Genomic DNA, 18732 nt, shown 5'->3' with positions numbered 1-18732 from the left:
ACCTCAGTTTCCGAGTATGCCAGGCAGGCGCAGGCCCTGCTGCTTCGCCCAGTCGAGCGCTATGTCATAGCCCGCATCGGCATGGCGCATGACGCCGGTTGCAGGGTCGTTCCACAACACGCGACCGATGCGCTCATCGGCATCTTCGGTGCCGTCGCAGCAGATGACCATGCCCGAATGCTGGCTGAAGCCCATGCCGACGCCGCCGCCGTGATGGAGCGACACCCATGTCGCGCCCGAGGCTGTGTTGAGAAGCGCGTTCAGAAGCGGCCAGTCGGAGACGGCGTCCGAGCCGTCCTTCATCGCTTCGGTCTCGCGGTTCGGTGAAGCAACCGAGCCGGAATCGAGATGATCGCGACCGATCACGACCGGCGCTTTCAGCTCGCCGTTCCTGACCATTTCGTTGAAGGCGAGGCCAAGGCGGTGACGGTCGCCGAGGCCGACCCAGCAGATGCGTGCGGGCAGGCCCTGGAAGGCGATGCGCTCCTTCGCCATGTCGAGCCAGTTGTGCAGGTGCTTGTTGTCGGGCAACAGCTCCTTTACCTTGGCGTCGGTCTTGGCAATATCCTCAGGGTCACCGGAAAGGGCAGCCCAGCGGAAAGGCCCGATGCCGCGGCAGAAGAGCGGGCGGATATAGGCCGGCACGAAGCCCGGGAAATCGAAAGCGTTCTCCAGTCCTTCTTCCAGCGCCATCTGGCGGATATTGTTGCCGTAATCGACTGTTGGAATGCCTGCGTTCCAGAAGTCGAGCATGGCCTGAACCTGCACCTTCATCGAGGCGCGGGCAGCCTTGGCAACGGCCTTCGGATCGCTTTCCTGTTTGGCGCGCCATTCGGCGACGGACCAGCCGATCGGCAGATAGCCGTGCACCGGATCATGAGCGGAAGTCTGGTCGGTGACGATATCCGGCTTCACGCCGCGCTTAACGAGTTCCGGGAAGATTTCGGCCGCATTGCCGATAAGCGCAATGGACTTTGCCTCGCCAGCCTTGGTCCATGCTTCAATCTTCGCCAGGGCCTCATCGAGGCTGTGGGTCTTTTCATCGACATAACGGGTGCGCAGACGGAAATCGGCGCGGGTTTCGTCGCATTCCACCGCAAGGCAGCAGGCACCGGCCATGACCGCTGCAAGAGGCTGGGCACCGCCCATGCCGCCCAAACCGCCGGTCAAAATCCATTTGCCCTTGAGGTTGCCGTCATAATGCTGGCGACCGGCTTCCACGAAGGTCTCGTAGGTGCCCTGAACGATGCCCTGCGCACCGATATAGATCCACGAACCGGCGGTCATCTGGCCATACATGGCAAGACCCTTCTTATCCAGTTCGTTGAAATGGTCCCAGGTTGCCCAATGCGGCACGAGATTGGAATTGGCGATCAGGACGCGTGGCGCATCCTTGTGGGTGCGGAACACGCCGACGGGCTTGCCCGACTGCACCAGCAGGGTTTCGTCTTCGTTGAGCGTCTTTAGGGTCGCCACGATCCTGTCGAAATCATCCCATGTGCGGGCGGCGCGACCGATGCCGCCATAGACGACCAGCTCATGCGGGCGCTCGGCCACGTCAGGGTCGAGGTTGTTCATCAACATGCGAAGCGGCGCTTCGGTCAGCCAGCTTTTTGCATTGAGTTCGCTGCCGCGTGGAGCACGCACTTCGCGCTCGTTATGGCGTGGATTGGACATGATGTTCTCCTCAGGAAATTAATTCGGGAGCCAGCTGTTCCAGCTGCTGCAAAAGAGATTTGAGATGTACGCGAAGCTTGTCCGCCTTGGCCTCGTCATAGGCGAAGGGAACCGCTTCGGTAGCCAGATGCGTGGACTGGGCAAGCTCCATCTGGATGGCGTGCACGCCGGTTTCGGGCTTGCCGTAATGACGGGTCGTCCATCCGCCCTTGAAGCGGCCATTGAGGATCGACGTGTAGCCCTCGGCCTGTCCCGTTATCTCGACAGCGGCGGCTTCGATGGCAGGCGCGCAGGTCTTGCCCATATCCGTCCCGATGTTGAAATCCGGCAGCTTGCCTTCGAACAGGAACGGGATGTGGGACCGGATCGAATGGCAGTCATATAGGATAGCGACGCCGTGGATAGCCTTCACACGGCTGATCTCGGCGGCAAGCGCGTCGTGATAGGGCTTGTGGAAACGGCCGATGCGATCCGCAATATCGGTTTCGGTCGGCGCCTCGCCGTCCTTCCAGATCGAAAGCCCGTCAAAGTCGGTTTCCGGGATCAGCGTCGTGGTGTTCTGGCCGGGATAGAGGCTGACGCCTTCCGGGTCGCGATTGGCGTCGATGCAATAGCGGTGGAAGGTGGCGCGAACCATGGTCGCGCCTTCGAGGACACCGTCATAAAGCCGGTGGATGTGCCAGTCGGTATCGGCGAGAATCCTGCCATTTTCATTGAGGCGCGCCCAGATGTCGCCGGGAACATCCGTGCCCGTGTGAGGAAGGCCCAGAATGACGGGCGACGTGCCTTGCCGGACTTCAAAGGCGCTCAAGATCAGGCCTCCAGCGATGGCAGGATGCCGCCCGAAACCGCCCCGGCAAGCACGCCGTCGGCCACCAGATCGGCAGCATTCCTGAGGTCGTCGGCCATGTAGCGGTCGTCTTCCAGCGTCGGCACGCGGTCACGCAACGCGGCGATCACCCTGGCAAGCTCGGGGCTGGTGGTCAGCGGTTCGCGCAGTTCGACGCCGAGCGCGCCGGTCAGCGCCTCGATGCCGATGATTGCATTGAGGTTGGCGGTCATCTGGAGAAGACGGCGCGCGCCATGGCAGGCCATGGACACATGGTCTTCCTGATTGGCGGAGGTGGGGGTGGAATCGACTGAGGCCGGGTGCGCCATCTGCTTGTTCTCGCTCATCAATGCGGCGGAAGTGACTTCGGCGATCATCAGGCCGGAGTTGAGCCCCGGCTTGCGGGCGAGGAAAGCCGGAAGGCCGAAGGACAAGGCCGGGTCGACCAGCAGAGCAATGCGGCGCTGCGAAATCGCGCCGATTTCGCAGATTGCGAGCGCGATCTGGTCGGCGGCGAAGGCAACGGGTTCGGCGTGGAAATTCCCGCCCGATACCGCGCGGCCGTCCGAGAGAACCAGCGGATTGTCGGTGACGGCATTGGCTTCGATTTCAAGCGTGCGTGCGGCCTGCCGCAGAATGTCGAGGCATGCGCCGTCGACCTGTGGCTGGCAGCGAATGCAATAGGGGTCCTGCACGCGCTGGTCGCCCTCAAGGTGGCTCTGGCGGATGACGGAACCTTCGAGCAGGGCACGCAGCGCCCGGCCGGCATCGATCTGGCCTTTATGGCCGCGCAGCGTGTGGATTTCCTCGTGGAAAGGCGCGTCCGATCCCATGGCGGCATCAGTCGAAAGGGCGCCGGTGATGAGCGCCGTCTGCGCCGCACGATGGGCGCGGAACAGACCTGCGAGTGCGAGCGCAGTCGAAGTCTGGGTGCCGTTGATCAGCGCCAGCCCTTCCTTGGCGGCAAGCACCACCGGTTTCAGACCGGCCTTTTCCAGCGCCTTTGCGCCGGAGAGGCGCTCGCCCTTATAAAAGGCTTCGCCTTCGCCGATCATGGCCGCAGTCATGTGGGCAAGCGGCGCCAGATCACCGGAAGCGCCGACGGAGCCTTTTTCGGGGATCATCGGGATCACGCCTTTTTCCAGCATGTCTTCGATGAGGGTGATAACTTCAAGCCGTACGCCGGATGCGCCGCGACCGAGCGAAATCAGCTTCAGCGCCATGATGAGACGCACGATGTTTTCCGAAAGCGGCTCGCCGACGCCGCAGCAATGCGAGAGGATCAGATTGCGCTGCAAGGTGGCGACATCGCCTGCCGCGATGCGGATCGAGGCGAGTTTTCCGAAGCCCGTATTGATGCCGTAAACCGGCTCGTCGCCTGCCGCGATTTCCGCAATGCGCGCTGCCGCTTTTTCAACACCGGCATGAAAGGCCGGATCGATGCGGACGGGGAGGCCATCGCGATAGATTGTTTCAAGCGTTTCCAGCGATACGCTGCCGGGCTTGAGGATGATGGTCATGGAAGGCTCCATTGCAAATGAGTTAAAGCTGGCCTTTGAACACCCGCTTCCAGAGCGGATTGAAGCCGATGCGGTAGACAAGTTCAGCTGGACGGTCGACGTCCCATATGGCGAGATCGGCGTCCTTGCCGGTCTCCAGCGTTCCGGTACGGTCGAGTATGCCGAGCGCGCGTGCGGCCTCGCGGGTAACGCCTGCGATGCATTCGTCCACCGTCATGCGGAAGAGCGTTGCGCCCATGTTCATGGTCAGGAGCAGCGAGGTCAGCGGCGACGTGCCCGGATTGTTGTCGGTGGCAAGCGCCATCCTGGTGCCTGCGGCGCGGAAGGCATCGACCGGCGGCTTTTGCGTTTCCCGGATGAAGTAATAGGCACCGGGCAGCAGCACGGCCACGGTTCCGGCCTTGGCCATCGCGGCAGCGCCTTCTGCATCCGTATATTCCAGATGGTCGGCTGAAAGCGCGTCATAGGACGCAGCAAGTGCCGCGCCATGCAGGTTGGAAAGCTGGTCTGCATGAAGCTTGACGGCAAGACCATGGGCCCTGGCCGCATCGAAAACGCGGGCGATTTCGTCAGGCAGGAAGGCGATCCCCTCGCAGAAGCCATCGACGGCATCGGCCAGTCCTTCGGCGGCAATGGCGGGCAGCATGTCATTGATGACGCGATCGATATAGGCGGCCTTGTCGCCGTTCATTTCCGGCGGCAGGGCGTGCGCGCCGAGGAAGGTCGTGCGGATCGCCACGTCGCGCTCTTCGCCAAGACGGCGAGCCGCTTTCAGGGACTTGATCTCACTGTCACGGTCGAGACCGTAACCCGATTTGACTTCGATGGTGGTGACGCCTTCGGCAATCAGCGCATCGAGGCGGGGCAGGGTTTCGCGCACCAGATCGTCTTCGCTGGCGGCACGCAGGTTCTTGACCGAGGAAACAATGCCGCCGCCAGCGCGCGCGACTTCCTCATAGGATGCACCGTTGAGACGCAGTTCGAACTCGTGCGCGCGATTGCCTGCATGGACAAGATGCGTGTGGCAGTCGATCAATCCCGGCGTGATGAGCCGGTTGCCACAATCTATCCTGTCGAACGAATCATATTCACCCGGCAGCGCGCTTTCGGGGCCGACATAGACGATCCTGCCATCCCTGACGGCAAGCGCCGCCCGTTCGATCAAACCGAGATTTGCGGCATTTTCCGCCAGCGTCGCAATGCGAGCGTTGGTGAAAACGGTGCTTGAATTCTTGAGCATGAGCGTTTTCTCGCTTCCCCTGTTTTGAGATAATGTATATACATATTACCGGAACAGCAAAGAAAAAAATGCGCCGGGGCATTTTCGATCCAAAAGCGGAAACTGCTTTGCGTCGAAATGCATGAGAACGAAGTCGAGGAGAGCCTATCCATGTCAGATGCCACGCTCAAAACACGTTTTGTCCATGCCGGCCAGGCACTCCTCAAGAGCGGCTGGGCCGACGACGTGCGGATCGGCATTGCTGATGGAAAGATCGTGTCGCTTGATGCGGGTTCGTCCGTGAAGCCGGGTGATGAGCCTCATGCGGTCGTCGTCGCGGGCATGCCGAACCTGCACAGCCACGCTTTCCAATATGGCATGGCAGGGCTTGCGGAACGGCGCGGCCCGTCCGCCGATTCGTTCTGGAGCTGGCGCGAGATCATGTATAAATTCGCGCTCACCATGTCGCCGGAACAGGCGGAAGCCGTGGCGCTGCGCCTCTATGTCGATATGCTGGAGGCTGGATTTACGCGCGTCGGCGAATTCCACTACCTGCACCATGATCGTGATGGCGCGCCTTACCCCAATCTTTCCGAAATGGCGGATCGCATTGTCTCCGCTGCCAAAAGGTCGGGCATGGGCCTGACGCTCCTGCCGGTCTTTTATGCGCATTCGAGCTTTGGCGGCGCGGCTCCCAATGAAGGCCAGCGCCGGTTCATCAACGATCCGGAGCGCTTTGCGCGACTGCTGGAAGGCTGCAAACAGGCGCTGGTCGGTTTCGATGGCGCTGTTCTGGGTGTTGCGCCGCACAGTTTGCGCGCCGTCACGCCGGATGAACTCAATGTCGTTACGCAGCTTCTGCCCGATGCGCCGGTGCATATCCACGTGGCCGAGCAGGTGAAGGAAGTCGAGGACTGCATCGCCTGGTCGGGCAAGCGCCCGGTCGAATGGCTACTCGATAATCAGGACCTGTCGTCGCGCTGGTGCCTCATTCATGCCACCCACATGACCGACGATGAAACGAAGCATATGGCCGAGGTGGGTGCGATTGCCGGCCTCTGCCCGGTGACGGAAGCCAATCTGGGCGACGGGACTTTCAACGCGACGGTGTTTGCCGCTGCCGGTGGCACGTTCGGCATTGGCTCGGATTCGAACGTGCTGATCGGCATTGGCGACGAGTTGCGACAGCTCGAATATTCGCAGCGTCTGTTCCATCGCGCCCGCAATGTGCTGGCCGAAAACCAAGGATCGACCGGACGCGCGCTGTTCGATGGCGCGGTTGCGGGCGGCAATATCGCCATGGGACGCGCCGGCGATGGCCTGAAAATTGGCGCTTCAGCCGATCTCGTTGCGCTTGATGTGGGGCGTCTGCCGCATGCAAAAGGCGACGCGGTGCTGGACGGCTGGATTTTCGGCAGCCGCGCCCATATCAACGATGTATGGGTGCGCGGCGTTAAACAGGTGGAAGGCGGGCGTCACCGCTTGCGCGATGAAGCCGAGCGTGCTTTCCAGAAAACCATAGGCGAATTACTCGCCTGACAGGAGACGGCATGGCTGGCGGAGATTCGATCGCAAAGGAAACACCGGCGCTTTCGCTGCATCAGCGTATTCTGGACGATATCGAATCGCGCATCCTGTCGGGGGAGTGGCTGCCCGGCCATCGCATCCCGTTCGAGCATGAACTGACGGAACAGTACGGCTGTTCGCGCATGACCGTGAACAAGGCGCTGACCCAGCTTGCCAAGGCGGGCCTGATCGAGCGCAAGCGCCGGTCGGGAAGCTTCGTCTCCTTTCCGCAGTCGCAGGCGGCAATCCTCGAAATCCACGATATTCGCGATGAGGTGGCGGCGCTTGGTGTCGCCTATCGGTTCGAACTGACGAGCAGGCGCGAGCGGTTGAGCGGGCCAGCCGACGCAAGGCATATCGATATGCCGCGCCATACGCCGCTGGTGGAACTCGTCTGCCGTCACTTTGCGGGCAAGCGCGTCTTTGCGCTGGAGGAGCGCATCATCAGTCTGGATGCGGTTCCAACGGCGGCGTCAACCGACTTTGCCGAAAATTCGCCCGGCCCTTGGCTGGTTTCATGCGTGCCGTGGAGCAGCGCAAAACACTCCATCCGCGCAATTGCCGCCACGCAGGAAAATGCGGGTATGCTTGGTATTCCGCTGGGTTCGCCCTGCCTGGTGATCGAACGCCAGACCTGGAACGCTGACCAGCCGGTGACGCATGTTCGCTTTACCTATCCCGGAGACAGCCATGCGCTTGTGGCGAACTTCACGCCGTCGCAAGGATAAGTGGAGTGGAAAAAAGCCGCCGCAGGGGAACAGCGGCGGCTAAAAGGCAGCATGACCTGGGTGTTGGTCAGGCTGCGCGTTTGATGGCGTCGCCGATGATGGAAACGATCGTGTCGATCTGTTCCTTTTCCACGATCAGCGGCGGCGAAAGGGCAATCACATCGCCGGTGACACGGATCAGCAGGCCCTTCTTGAAGCAATCCACGAAGACGTCATAGGCGCGGGCACCCGGTGCACCTTCGCGCGATGAAAGCTCGACGGCGCCGACCAGACCGAGGTTGCGGATGTCGATGACGTTGGAAACGCCCTTGAGTGAGTGCAATGCTTCCTGCCAGTGGTCGGCAAGCTGCGCACCGCGGGTCAGGAGACCTTCTTCGGCATAGACTTCCAGCGTGGCGAGACCGGCGGCGGAGGCAACCGGATGGCCGGAATAGGTATAGCCGTGGAAAAGCTCGATGGCGTTTTCCGGGCCGGTCATCAGGCCATCGTGCACCTTGCGGCTGGCGAAGACCGCGCCCATCGGGATGGCGCCGTTGGTCAGGCCCTTGGCGGTGGTCACGAGGTCAGGCACAACGCCGAAATAATCGACGGCAAACGGCGTGCCGAGGCGGCCGAAACCGGTGATGACTTCGTCGAAGATCAGCAGGATGCCGTGCTTGTCTGCCGTGGCGCGCAGGCGCTCCAGATAGCCCTTCGGCGGCAGGATGACGCCAGCCGAACCGGACATCGGTTCAACGATGACGGCAGCGATCTTTTCCGCGCCATGCAGTTGCACCAGGCGTTCCAGATCATCCGCCAGTTCGATGCCATGCGCAGGCAGGCCCTTGGAGAAGGCGTTCTTCCCGATGTCGAGCGTGTGGCGCAGGTGATCGGCGGGAATCTGAGGGAAGACGCGGCGGTTATTGACGAGGCCGCCGACGGAAATGCCGCCGAAACCGACGCCGTGATAGCCCTTTTCGCGGCCCAGAACCATGGTGCGGGTGCCCTGGCCGATAGCGCGCTGATAGGCGATGGCGATCTTCAGGGCGGTGTCGACTGATTCCGAGCCGGAATTGGTGAAGAACACGCGGTCGAGCTTCGCATCCGGTCCGCCGGGCGCAATGGCGGCGAGCTTTTCGGCAAAGTCGAAGGCGACGTTGTGGCCCATCTGGAAGGTGGGCGCGAAATCCATGGTGGAAATCTGACGCTCAACCGCTTCGGTAATGCGCTTGCGGCCATGACCGGCGTTGCAGCACCACAGACCTGCCGTGCCGTCCAGAACCTGATTGCCGTCGGTGTCGGTGTAATACATGCCCGAAGCACTTGCGAGCAGGCGAGGCGCTGCCTTGAACTGCCGGTTTGCGGTAAACGGCATCCAGAAATTCTCAAGGCTTGGCGCATTGGTTTTGGTGAGCATGGTGTCCTCCTGTTTGGGGGTAGCAGGACACGCTTTGCGAAGGGCAACAAGTCCTTTTCTTCAAAATATTAAGCTATTGTTTTCATGTGGGATAATTATCAGTTTTGTGCTATATCGAACATCATAAACATGAAGGGAAGGTTCGATGAGCATCGATATCGGCGGGAGGCTTCGTTATGTGCGCATGCGGCAGAATCTGTCACAGCGCGAGCTTGCCAAAAGGGCAGGCGTGACCAATTCGACTATCTCCCTCATCGAAGCCAATCAGTCCAACCCGTCCGTGGGCGCATTGAAGCGCATTCTCGACGGTATTCCCATCGGCATGGCCGAGTTTTTCGCGCTCGAACCGGATGCGCCGCACAAGGTATTCTATCAGGCGGAGGAGCTTGTGGAAATCGGCAAGGGGCCCATCTCCTACCGGCAGGTGGGGGACCACCTGTTTTCGCGATCATTGCAGATGCTGAAGGAGCGGTACGAGCCCGGTTCGGACACGGGCAAAGTGCTTTTGATGCACGAGGGCGAGGAGGGAGGCATCGTCATTTCAGGCCGCATTGAAGTGACGGTTGGTGCCGAGCGCCGCATATTGGGGCCGGGCGATGCCTATTATTTTTCCTCAAAGCTGCCGCACCGGTTTCGTTGCGTCGGGCCGGTGCCGTGCGAAATCGTCAGCGCCTGCACGCCGCCAAGTTTTTAGTCAGAGGGAGGCAACGGTACAACTTCCAGTCAACCATCGGAAGGTTGCCGACATCCTTCGAGCCAGACGTCGCCATGGCTTTTGGCTGCACACTTGCCTGCTACGAGACGTTCAATTCGTCCGACACGCTCATCGAGAGCAGTGTCTTTCTCGCTCAGTTTATACAACGCCGGCGAGATGAGAACGGCAACCAGCCGCATGAATTCCAGGTTGTTCAATTCGGCAGGTGCTCGCCCATAAATCAGGGAACTGGCATTATTGAAACCGGTCATCCATCCTTGAGGACCTTCACCCATTTCCAGAGTATCGAGCCACAGGGCAAGGATTTGTTCCTTTGAAAGTTGGCTTTCGAGGCCCAATGCATAACCGGTTTGGCGAATCTTGCCGAGGCCGGGATGAAATTCTTTGAAAGCAAGGCGTTTGGATGCCGATTGAGTGATTGTCGTCGCGCCTGCTCCGGGCGTGGAAAAATCAACGCCAATGTGGTTGGCGAAATTGGGGTCTTCTACAGCAAGCAATATCGCCAGATGTTCCCCACCGAGCGAGCTTCCTCCCTGTCCCCGGGCTATTAATGCATCGGCGCGTTGACGTAATTCCGGCGCATCCGACAGAGCGTCCAAGTATCCTTTTCCACCGTACAGAACACCTGCAACAACTATCAGGCCCAGAAAAAGGCCAGTGAACTTATACACTCGTCTCATGTAGTTTCCCGACCAGAAATCGCGGCAAGATCGCATCCAATGAGACACTGGATTGCAGCAGAATTTGGGTTCAGGAGGTTTTGGTGCCGTGCGAAATCGTCAGCGCCTGCACGCCGCCAAGTTTTTGACGGCGCACAGGCATTTTCTTATTCGTAGCGGGAAATGCCAAGGTCGTCCGCCCGGATATCCGGCTTGTTGCCGGAAATAAGGTCGGCGAGCAGCTTGCCGGAACCGCACGACATGGTCCAGCCAAGCGTTCCATGACCGGCATTGATGAACACGTTGTCGTAGCGCGTTGCACCGATGATCGGCGTGGAATCCGGCGTCATCGGGCGCAGGCCCGACCAAAAGGTTGCAGCTTTCAGGTCGCCGCCGGGGAACAGGTCGGTGACCGACAGATCCAGCGTTGCGCGGCGCGCGGCAGGCAGATCCTTGGTGAAGCCCGAGACTTCCGCCATGCCGCCGACACGGATGCGGTCGCCAAGGCGGGTAATGGCGATCTTGTAGCTCTCATCGAGTACGGTCGAAACCGGGGCGCGTTCTTCATTGATGATCGGCGCAGTAATCGAATAGCCTTTCACCGGATAGATCGGGGCGTTGAGGCCGAGCGACTTGACGAGTGCAGGCGTGTAGCTGCCGAGCGCAACCACATAGCGGTCGGCAGTCAGAATGCCTTGCGAGGTTTCAACGCCGGAAACCTTGCCTCCCGACATCAGCAGCGACTTGATGTTGACGCCGAAGCGGAATTTCACGCCGAGCCCTTCGGCAATCTTTGCCAGCGCATTGGTGAATTTGAAGCAGTCGCCGGTTTCGTCATGCGGCAGGCGCAGGCCACCGACGAACTTGTCCTTCGCGTGTGCAAGCGCCGGCTCCACCTTGACGCAGCCTTCGCGGTCGAGCACTTCGAACGGCACGCCGTCCTGCCGCAGCACTTCAATGTCCTTGCCGATGCCGTCAAGCTGGTACTGTTCGCGGAACAGCTGGAGCGTACCCTGCATGCGCTGGTCGTATTCGATGCCTGTATCCTTGCGCAGATCGACAAGGCAATCGCGCGCATATTCGGCCACGCGCACCATGCGGGTCTTGTTGATCTTATAGCGGCTGTCGGTGCAGTTGGCGAGCATCTGCAGGAGCCAGCTGTACTGGACCGGATCGCAGGTCGGGCGCAGAACGAGCGGCGCGTGCTTCTGGAACAGCCATTTTGCGGCCTTGAACGGGATGCCGGGAGCAGCCCAGGGCGAGGCGTAGCCGGGCGAAACCTGGCCGGCATTGGCGAAACTCGTTTCCAGTGCCGGGCCTTCTTCGCGGTCGACAACGGTTACCTCATGACCGAGCTTGGCGAGGTAGTAAGCGGTCGTAACGCCGATGACGCCGCTGCCGAGGATGGTGATCTGCATGTTCGCCTCTTGTCTTATGCTTTTATGTCGCTCGCGCCGCTCTCCACGTAGACACGTGCATAACGGTTGCCGAGCGCAGTCAGAATTTCATAGGGAATGGTGTCGCAGTCGCGTGCCACGTCTTCGAGACGCTGGTGCGGACCAATCAGTTCCACAAGGCTGCCGAGTTTCAGCGTGCCTTCCGGCAATGCGCTGACGTCAAGCGTGATCGAGTCCATAGAGACGCGACCGATGATTGGCAGGCGTGTATCGCCAAAGAAGGCAGAACCCTTGTTGCTGAGAGAGCGGAACCAGCCATCGGCATAGCCCACCGCAATGGTCGCGACCCTCATCGGGCCTTCAGCGACATAGGTGCCGCCATAGCCAACCGCCGCGCCCTTGTCGATATCGCGCACCTGAATGACACGTGCCGACAGGGTGAGGACAGGAACGACCTCATTTTCGGGACCAACGCCATAAAGCGCGACGCCGGGACGGGCGAGGTCGAAATGATAGGATTTATCAAGAAAGCTGCCGCCGGAATTGGCGAAGGCAACCGGAAGTTTCGGCAGGCGCACAAGCAGGGCTGTCATATTGGCGAGCTGGCGCGCGTTTGCCGCATTTTCCGGCTCGTCGCCGCTGGCCAGATGGCTGATGACAAACTTGATGTCGATATTGTCCAGTAGCGCGAAATTTTCCAGAAGGCGCTCGAATTCACTGGCGGAGAGGCCAAGACGCGACATGCCGGTATCGAGTTGCAGAAGGGCAGGCAGCTTCCTGCCCTGTCTGGCGGCGAGTGCCCCCCAGTTTTCGATCTGTTCGAGTGAGTTCAGCACGGGCAGGATGCCGTCGCGAGCGCAGGCTGCTTCCGTTCCCGGCTGAAGGCCGTTCAGAACGTAAAGTGTCGCATCGGGCTGGAGAAACGGCTTCAGCGCAATGGCCTCGCCAAGATGGGCGACGAAGAAATCACGGCAACCGGCATCGTAAAAGGCCGGGGCAACGCGGCTGGCTCCGAGGCCGTAGGCATCCGCTTTCACGACAGCGGCGGCGCGCGTGGGCGCAATATGACGGGCAATGGCCGAATAATTGTGCCGCAGCGCCGCAAGATCGATGGTCAAAACGCCGCCGGCGGCAAGGTCACGCTCGTCCTGTGAAAATTGCATCGCCATATCAACCATTTACGCGGTTCTTTCCAAGCATCCGACTACTCAATGAGAACGCCTGGAGGCCGCTGGCGATATGGATCGCGCGCCGCCCAGAGCGTATAAAGCCCCGGCGGAGAAACCCGGCCGCTCCTCACACCCACAGCTTACTCATATATTAATCGAAGACTATTCGAATGTTTTTGCTATTTATCGCATATTATGCGAATTTCCGCACAACTTGCGCATATTTTAGCTTCTCGGTTGAAGATTATTCATGGCAACGCTCGACAGTATAGACCGCAACATCATCCGCTGCCTGCGCCGTGACGGGCGCATGACCAACAGCCAGCTGGCCAGCGAGGTGGGGCTTTCCCAGTCCGCCTGTCTGCGACGGGTGCAGATATTGGAGGAAAGCGGCGTTATCCGTGGCTATACGGCCATCGTCGGCTCATCCGGTGGCGATGAGCGGCTGGTCGCCATCGTGCGCATTACGCTCGACCGGCAGACGGAGGAATTTCTGAACCGTTTCGAGGAAGCGGTGCGGCGGCATCCCGAAGTGCAGGAGTGCTATCTCATGACGGGTGATGCAGATTACATTCTGCGCGTCGAAGCTGAAAATGCTGCGGCCTATGAGGTCATTCACAAGGAAATCCTGTCGCGATTGCCCGGCGTCGCGCGCATTCATTCCAGTTTCGCCATCCGCACGGTGCTGTTGTCGAAAGCGCCGGTTTCACGCGGCTGAAATGAAAAAAGCCCGGCTGAGCCAGGCTTTGCTATTCAAGTGAGCACGATGCTTAACGGAATTCGTAGCGCAGACCGGCGCGGATCGTGTGCATGTTGAAGCCGTTGTCCTTGGCCTGCGTTCCGGTGGCGCCCGGTCCTTCGGCGTTGCCGTAAGGGTTCGTGTTGCGGTCGTCGGCATCGTATCCATAGGCCTTGCCGCCATTGATACGCATATAGCGATAGCCAACATCCAGCTTGAGTTGTTCGGTCAGGTCATAGCTGACGCCGGCTATGAGAGCCATTGCAAAACGCCAGCTGTCCAGTCCGCCCTTTTCGCTGGAATAGGTGCAGCCAGCGCAGACTTCATGGGATTTCCAATCGTCATATCTGACATAGGCAGCACCAAGGCCCGCGCCGAGATAAGGCGTGACAGGGCCTGTACGCGGCAGGTCGACATAGGCGTTGGCCATGGCCGTCCAGATATTGGCCGTGGACGAATCCTCGTAGTTGCAATTGTCCTCGACCGGATTCAGCCCCTTCCCGGACTTCACATAGCTCGGACAGGGGGTGCGTCCGTTGATGCCTGCGCGGAAGTAGTCCAGCGTGGCATCGGCGCGGAATGTGTCGGTAAAGCGATAGCCGACACCCACGCCGTAGGTTGCACCTGCCTTGAGGTTGAAATCGTCGTAACGCAGCGTGTCGTCAATGCCGCGATAAGGCGGATCGAACTGGTTCCAGAAGTTCCACTCGCCGCCCGTGCTGGATTTGAAATTGTAACCGAGGTCGCCACGAATATACCAGCCGGAGGCATTGACCGGTTCCGGCATTGGCTCAATAACAGGCTCTGCAATTATATCAGCCGCAAAGGCCGCACTCGATCCCGCCATCAGACTGACAGCCACGATGGCAATGGCGGAAATGCACTTCATCGGTTCCCACTCCAAATCCGAACAGAAAATCGGCTCACAAGCCGCATTGCCGGATATGGTAAAGAGATATGTTTAACACTTGGTTATTAAGTAACCCTGCGGTGTATTTTCTACCGGCACTCGCGCCAAGCGCGATATTTTATAAGTAATAGCTAAAGTATAGGGGCCGGCGCGGGGCCGGCTCCAAACATCGTCAAAAGTTAATGGAATGGATGATCGACTTGTCGATCTCGTTGATGTCGCGCTTGCCGCAGAGCGCCATCGTGACATCCAGCTCCTTGCGGATGATCTCAAGCGCCAGCGTTACGCCGTCCTTGCCCATCGCGCCGAGGCCGTAGAGGAACGGGCGGCCGATGAAGACACCCTGCGCGCCGAGCGCGCGGGCTTTCAGCACATCCTGACCGGAACGAATTCCGCCATCGACATGAACTTCGATCGCGTCGCCGACAGCATCAACGATCGGCTGCAGCATGGAGATTGAAGATGGCGCGCCGTCGAGCTGGCGTCCGCCATGGTTCGACACGATGATAGCATCTGCACCGGACTTCGCCGCCATTCTTGCGTCTTCGGCGTCGAGAATGCCCTTGAGGATGAGCTTGCCGCCCCATTGTTCCTTGATCCAGGCAACGTCGTTCCAGTTGAGCTGTGGGTCGAACTGCTCCGCGGTCCAGGAGGAGAGCGAGGAAAGGTCGGTGACGTTCTTGGCGTGACCGGCGATGTTGCGGAAGGTGCGGCGCTGGGTGCCCATCATGCCAAGGCACCAGCCCGGACGGGTCGCCATCTGCCAGATATGCTTCGGCGTGAATTTCGGCGGGGCGGAAAGGCCGTTGCGGATATCCTTGTGACGCTGGCCCAGAATCTGGAGATCGAGCGTCAGCACCAATGCAGAGCAGCCCGCAGCCTTGGCGCGGCCGATCAGGTTCTTCACGAAGTCGCGGTCCTTCATCACATAGAGCTGGAACCAGAACGGCTTCTTCGTGACCGAAGCAACGTCTTCGATGGAGCAGATGCTCATGGTCGAAAGGGTGAAGGGGACGCCGAAGGCTTCAGCTGCCTGCGCAGCCAGCATTTCGCCGTCAGCGTGCTGCATGCCGGTCAGACCCGTTGGGGCGAGAGCCACCGGCATGGACACTTTTTCACCGATCATCGTCGTTTCCAGCGAGCGGTTTGTCATGTCGACGAGAACGCGCTGGCGCAATTTGATCTTCTTGAAGTCGTCCTCGTTTGCGCGGTAGGTCGACTCGGTCCAGGCGCCAGAATCCGCGTAATCAAAGAACATCTTGGGGACGCGGCGCTGGGCAAGCCGCTTCAGATCGGCGATTTCAACGATGTTGGGCATCTATCCCACCCCTTGTGGTAATTTTTCTTGACCAATCGCATGACGGATCGCGCGGCTGAAATCAAGTACGAACAAGTATCGAATAACAATTGCCTCGCGGTTAATTGAAGGACCGGCTAATTCCTCTTATGGTAATGCCACACGCCCAAGGCAACTTCCTGCCGATCAGAGAAGGCGTTCCTGCAACTGAGCCCGCAATCGGGTTAGAGGGTAACGGATGAGCAAGGCCACCAAAACCGGTTTCATCGGCAAGCGATCCGCTGCTGCGGGTGGATGGGGTGCATTGAAAAGCTGCGGCAAGCAATTGCTCGCCAGCGGCGCTCCACTCTCCGGCGCGCGCACGCTTCTCAAGGCAAACCAGCCTGACGGGTTCGATTGCCCCGGTTGCGCCTGGGGTGATCCGGAACATGGCTCTTCGTTTGAGTTTTGCGAGAACGGCGTGAAGGCTGTCGCCTGGGAGGCAACCGACCGGCGCACGACGCCGGCCTTTTTCCGCGAACATACGGTTTCCGAGCTTCGTGGCTGGACGGATTACGATCTGGAAAATACCGGTCGCCTGACCCATCCGATGCGTTACAACGCTTCGACCGATCAATATGAAGCCATCGAATGGGACGAGGCTTTCAAGACCATCGGCGATATTCTCAAGAGCTTCGACAGTCCGAACCGCGTCGAGTTCTATACGTCCGGCCGCGCTTCCAACGAGGCTGCGTTCCTCTATCAATTGTTCGTGCGCGCCTACGGCACCAATAACTTCCCCGACTGCTCCAATATGTGCCACGAGGCAAGCGGTGTCGCGCTGAAGCAGTCGGTCGGTGTCGGCAAGGGCACGGTGCTTCTGGAAGATTTCGAAATGGCTGACGCCATTTTCGTCGTCGGTCAGAATCCGGGCACCAATCATCCGCGCATGCTGGGCGATCTGCGCCGTGCGGCTGAACGCGGCGCGCGCATTGTCGTTTTCAATCCGATCCGCGAGCGCGGGCTGGAGCGGTTTGCCGATCCGCAGAACAAGCTTGAAATGCTGCATGGCGGCAGCGAAGCCATAGCAAGCGATTATTTCCAGCCGCGGCTTGGCGGCGACCTCGCCGCTTTCCGCGGCATGGCCAAGGCGGTTTTCGCGGCAGACGATGCAGCGCTCGCCGCAGGCAAGCCATCGACTCTCGACAGGACCTTTCTCAGCACGCATACGGCGGAACTGGAAGCCTATCGTGCGGCTGTCGACGCGACCTCATGGGAGGAGATCGAGGATCAGTCCGGTCTTCTGCGGCAGTCGCTCGAACGCGCGGCGCAGATCTACATGCAATCGGAACGGGTCATCTGCACCTGGGCGATGGGCATCACCCAGCACCGCCATTCGGTTATCACGATCCGGGAAATCACCAATTTCATGCTGCTGCGCGGCAATATCGGCAGGCCGGGCGCGGGCCTCTGTCCGGTGCGCGGCCATTCCAACGTGCAGGGCGACCGCACCGTTGGCATCAACGAGCGGCCTCCGGTTGCGTTTCTCGATGCGCTGGAAAAGGAGTTCGGCTTCAACGTTCCGCGCGAGCCGGGGCATAATGTTCTGGGCGCCATCGGCGCGATGCTCGACGGATCGGCCCAGGCCTTTATCGGCCTTGGCGGCAACTTTGCACGAGCAACGCCGGACAGCCCGCTTATCTCGAAAGCGCTCTCCAGCCAGCGTCTGACGGTCCATATCGCAACCAAGCTCAATCATTCGCATCTGGTGCCGGGGCAGGATTCCTTCATCCTGCCGTGCCTGGGACGCACTGAAATCGACCTCAACTCCAAGGGCGTTGCGCAGATCGTGACGGTGGAGGATTCCATGAGCATGGTGCATGGTTCGGGCGGCATCAATGCGCCTGCCTCACCGCATCTGCGCTCGGAAGTAGCGATCATTGCAGGCATGGCGCAGGCGACGCTTGGGCCGCAGCCGGTCAACTGGCTGGAACTTGCCGACGATTATGATCTCATCCGCGACCGTATTGCCCGCGTATTGCCGGACTTCTACGACTTCAACAAGCGCGTGCGGGTTCCGCGCGGCTTCCATTTGCGCAACTCCGCCCGGGAACTGGAATGGAACACGACGAAGGGCAAGGCCACGTTTTGGGCCGGCGCCCTGCCGGAATCCGTGGAGCACCAGCAGGCGCGCGGCACGCCCGGACGCTATGTATTGCAGACATTCCGCAGCCACGACCAGTATAACACCACCATCTACGGCATGGATGATCGCTATCGCGGTGTCTATGGCGAACGTCAGGTCGTCTTCATGAATGCCGACGACATGGCCGATCTCGGCGTTGAGGCCGGCGACCGGGCCGATATTGTTGGCGAATTCGATGACGGCGTGGAGCGGATTGCCCGCGATTTTCGCTTCGTGCCCTACGATATTCCGCGCGGCTGCATTGCAGGCTACTACCCGGAAATGAACGTGCTGGTGCCGCTCGCCAGTTCCGGTGATGAAAGCTACACGCCGACCTCAAAGTCGGTGATTGTTTCGTTCCGTCCCCTGAAGTCGGCTGCCGCATGATGGATGAGAGCGAGGCGGAATATATGGCGTTCGTCGATGCTCTTATGGCTGCGTCCGGCAATCTTAGCGCGCTCGGTGCGGGGATTGTGGCCGGGCTGGCGCTGGATATCGCCTCAGACAGCCGAACCTTTGCGCGGTTGCTGGGCGTTGCCCATGCTCTCGTGCTGCGGGAAATTTCAGTGCTCGGGCAGGACCATGGTTATGTGCGGATCAGGCAGCGCGATCCGCGCACGCAGCGCACACGTTATGAATTGAACGCTGCCGGGCAAAGGCTTGTCCGGGAGGTGCAAGGGTAGAAGGCAATCGCCGGTATTCCCGGAACATTTCTTCAAACTCTGCTCGTACCTACATTTTTACTTA

At 60.0% G+C, this 18732-nt stretch carries 16 protein-coding genes; 6 read left to right on the top strand and 10 right to left on the bottom strand.

Translation table 11 applies throughout. The annotated features are described in order from the left end of the window. Positions 1-3 precede the first annotated feature (3 nt). Genes hutU through hutI form a run of 4 tightly spaced genes read right to left on the bottom strand, consistent with a single transcriptional unit; the run spans position 4 to position 5266 of the window. Positions 4-1677, bottom strand: a complete 1674-nt coding sequence (gene hutU, locus ABWW28_RS13100) for a urocanate hydratase (RefSeq protein WP_021587051.1) — start codon at positions 1675-1677, stop codon at positions 4-6. A 10-nt stretch (positions 1678-1687) separates the two neighbouring features. Then, the gene (hutG, locus tag ABWW28_RS13095) at positions 1688-2488 is read right to left on the bottom strand and encodes an N-formylglutamate deformylase (protein WP_021587050.1); all 801 of its coding nucleotides are present in this window, start codon (positions 2486-2488) and stop codon (positions 1688-1690) included. Positions 2489-2490: 2 nt separating this feature from the next. After that, a complete protein-coding gene (gene hutH, locus ABWW28_RS13090) occupies positions 2491-4026 on the bottom strand; it encodes a histidine ammonia-lyase (RefSeq protein WP_025090576.1) in 1536 nt (511 codons plus the stop codon). A 22-nt stretch (positions 4027-4048) separates the two neighbouring features. Further along, positions 4049-5266 carry an imidazolonepropionase gene (gene hutI / locus ABWW28_RS13085; RefSeq protein ID WP_151659056.1) on the bottom strand — a complete coding sequence of 406 codons (1218 nt, stop codon included), beginning with the start codon at positions 5264-5266 and terminating at the stop codon, positions 4049-4051. Between the two features lie 150 nt (positions 5267-5416). On the opposite strand from hutI, the gene ABWW28_RS13080 reads away from it, so the two are divergent. Further along, positions 5417-6784 (top strand): formimidoylglutamate deiminase, encoded by a 1368-nt coding sequence (locus ABWW28_RS13080; RefSeq protein ID WP_353391127.1) that lies wholly within the window; start codon positions 5417-5419, stop codon positions 6782-6784. An 11-nt stretch (positions 6785-6795) separates the two neighbouring features. Next, complete coding sequence (hutC, locus tag ABWW28_RS13075; RefSeq protein ID WP_006467494.1) at positions 6796-7539, top strand: histidine utilization transcriptional repressor HutC; 744 nt, start codon at positions 6796-6798, stop codon at positions 7537-7539. Positions 7540-7606: 67 nt separating this feature from the next. On the opposite strand, the gene aptA is transcribed toward hutC, so the two are convergent. Next, a complete protein-coding gene (aptA, locus tag ABWW28_RS13070) occupies positions 7607-8935 on the bottom strand; it encodes an omega-aminotransferase AptA (protein ID WP_151659058.1) in 1329 nt (442 codons plus the stop codon). 145 nt (positions 8936-9080) lie between these two features. Between aptA and ABWW28_RS13065 the strand changes: the two genes are divergently transcribed. Next, positions 9081-9629 carry a cupin domain-containing protein gene (locus ABWW28_RS13065; protein WP_006467492.1) on the top strand — a complete coding sequence of 183 codons (549 nt, stop codon included), beginning with the start codon at positions 9081-9083 and terminating at the stop codon, positions 9627-9629. A gap of 29 nt (positions 9630-9658) precedes the next feature. Here the strand turns inward: ABWW28_RS13065 and ABWW28_RS13060 are convergent, their stop codons facing one another. From ABWW28_RS13060 to alr, 3 genes are all read right to left on the bottom strand, one after another. Continuing rightward, a complete protein-coding gene (locus ABWW28_RS13060; protein ID WP_151659059.1) occupies positions 9659-10330 on the bottom strand; it encodes a transglycosylase domain-containing protein in 672 nt (223 codons plus the stop codon). A 146-nt stretch (positions 10331-10476) separates the two neighbouring features. Then, entirely contained in the window at positions 10477-11727 is a 1251-nt protein-coding gene (locus tag ABWW28_RS13055) for a D-amino acid dehydrogenase (RefSeq protein ID WP_006467491.1), read from the bottom strand. Between the two features lie 14 nt (positions 11728-11741). Beyond that, entirely contained in the window at positions 11742-12884 is a 1143-nt protein-coding gene (gene alr / locus ABWW28_RS13050; protein ID WP_021587045.1) for an alanine racemase, read from the bottom strand. 241 nt (positions 12885-13125) lie between these two features. On the opposite strand from alr, the gene ABWW28_RS13045 reads away from it, so the two are divergent. Then, on the top strand, positions 13126-13593 hold the full coding sequence (locus tag ABWW28_RS13045; protein ID WP_021587044.1) for an Lrp/AsnC family transcriptional regulator: 468 nt from the start codon (positions 13126-13128) through the stop codon (positions 13591-13593). A 52-nt stretch (positions 13594-13645) separates the two neighbouring features. Here ABWW28_RS13045 and ABWW28_RS13040 read toward each other — a convergent pair whose 3' ends face one another. Beyond that, positions 13646-14503 carry an outer membrane protein gene (locus tag ABWW28_RS13040; protein WP_021587043.1) on the bottom strand — a complete coding sequence of 286 codons (858 nt, stop codon included), beginning with the start codon at positions 14501-14503 and terminating at the stop codon, positions 13646-13648. A gap of 193 nt (positions 14504-14696) precedes the next feature. Beyond that, positions 14697-15842, bottom strand: coding sequence for an alpha-hydroxy acid oxidase (locus ABWW28_RS13035; protein WP_006467487.1), 1146 nt, complete (start codon positions 15840-15842; stop codon positions 14697-14699). Between the two features lie 217 nt (positions 15843-16059). Here ABWW28_RS13035 and ABWW28_RS13030 point away from each other — a divergent pair, with 217 nt between their 5' ends. Continuing rightward, on the top strand, positions 16060-18372 hold the full coding sequence (locus tag ABWW28_RS13030; protein ID WP_112670397.1) for an FdhF/YdeP family oxidoreductase: 2313 nt from the start codon (positions 16060-16062) through the stop codon (positions 18370-18372). Continuing rightward, entirely contained in the window at positions 18369-18668 is a 300-nt protein-coding gene (locus ABWW28_RS13025) for a hypothetical protein (protein WP_021587041.1), read from the top strand. Before ABWW28_RS13030 ends, ABWW28_RS13025 begins: the two co-directional genes overlap by 4 nt. Positions 18669-18732: the final 64 nt, after the last annotated feature.

Source organism: Brucella sp. NBRC 14130, assembly GCF_040371715.1.
In the GTDB taxonomy this organism is placed as follows: Bacteria; Pseudomonadota; Alphaproteobacteria; order Rhizobiales; family Rhizobiaceae; genus Brucella; species Brucella intermedia.
This window is presented reverse-complemented; position numbering and strand designations above follow the sequence as displayed.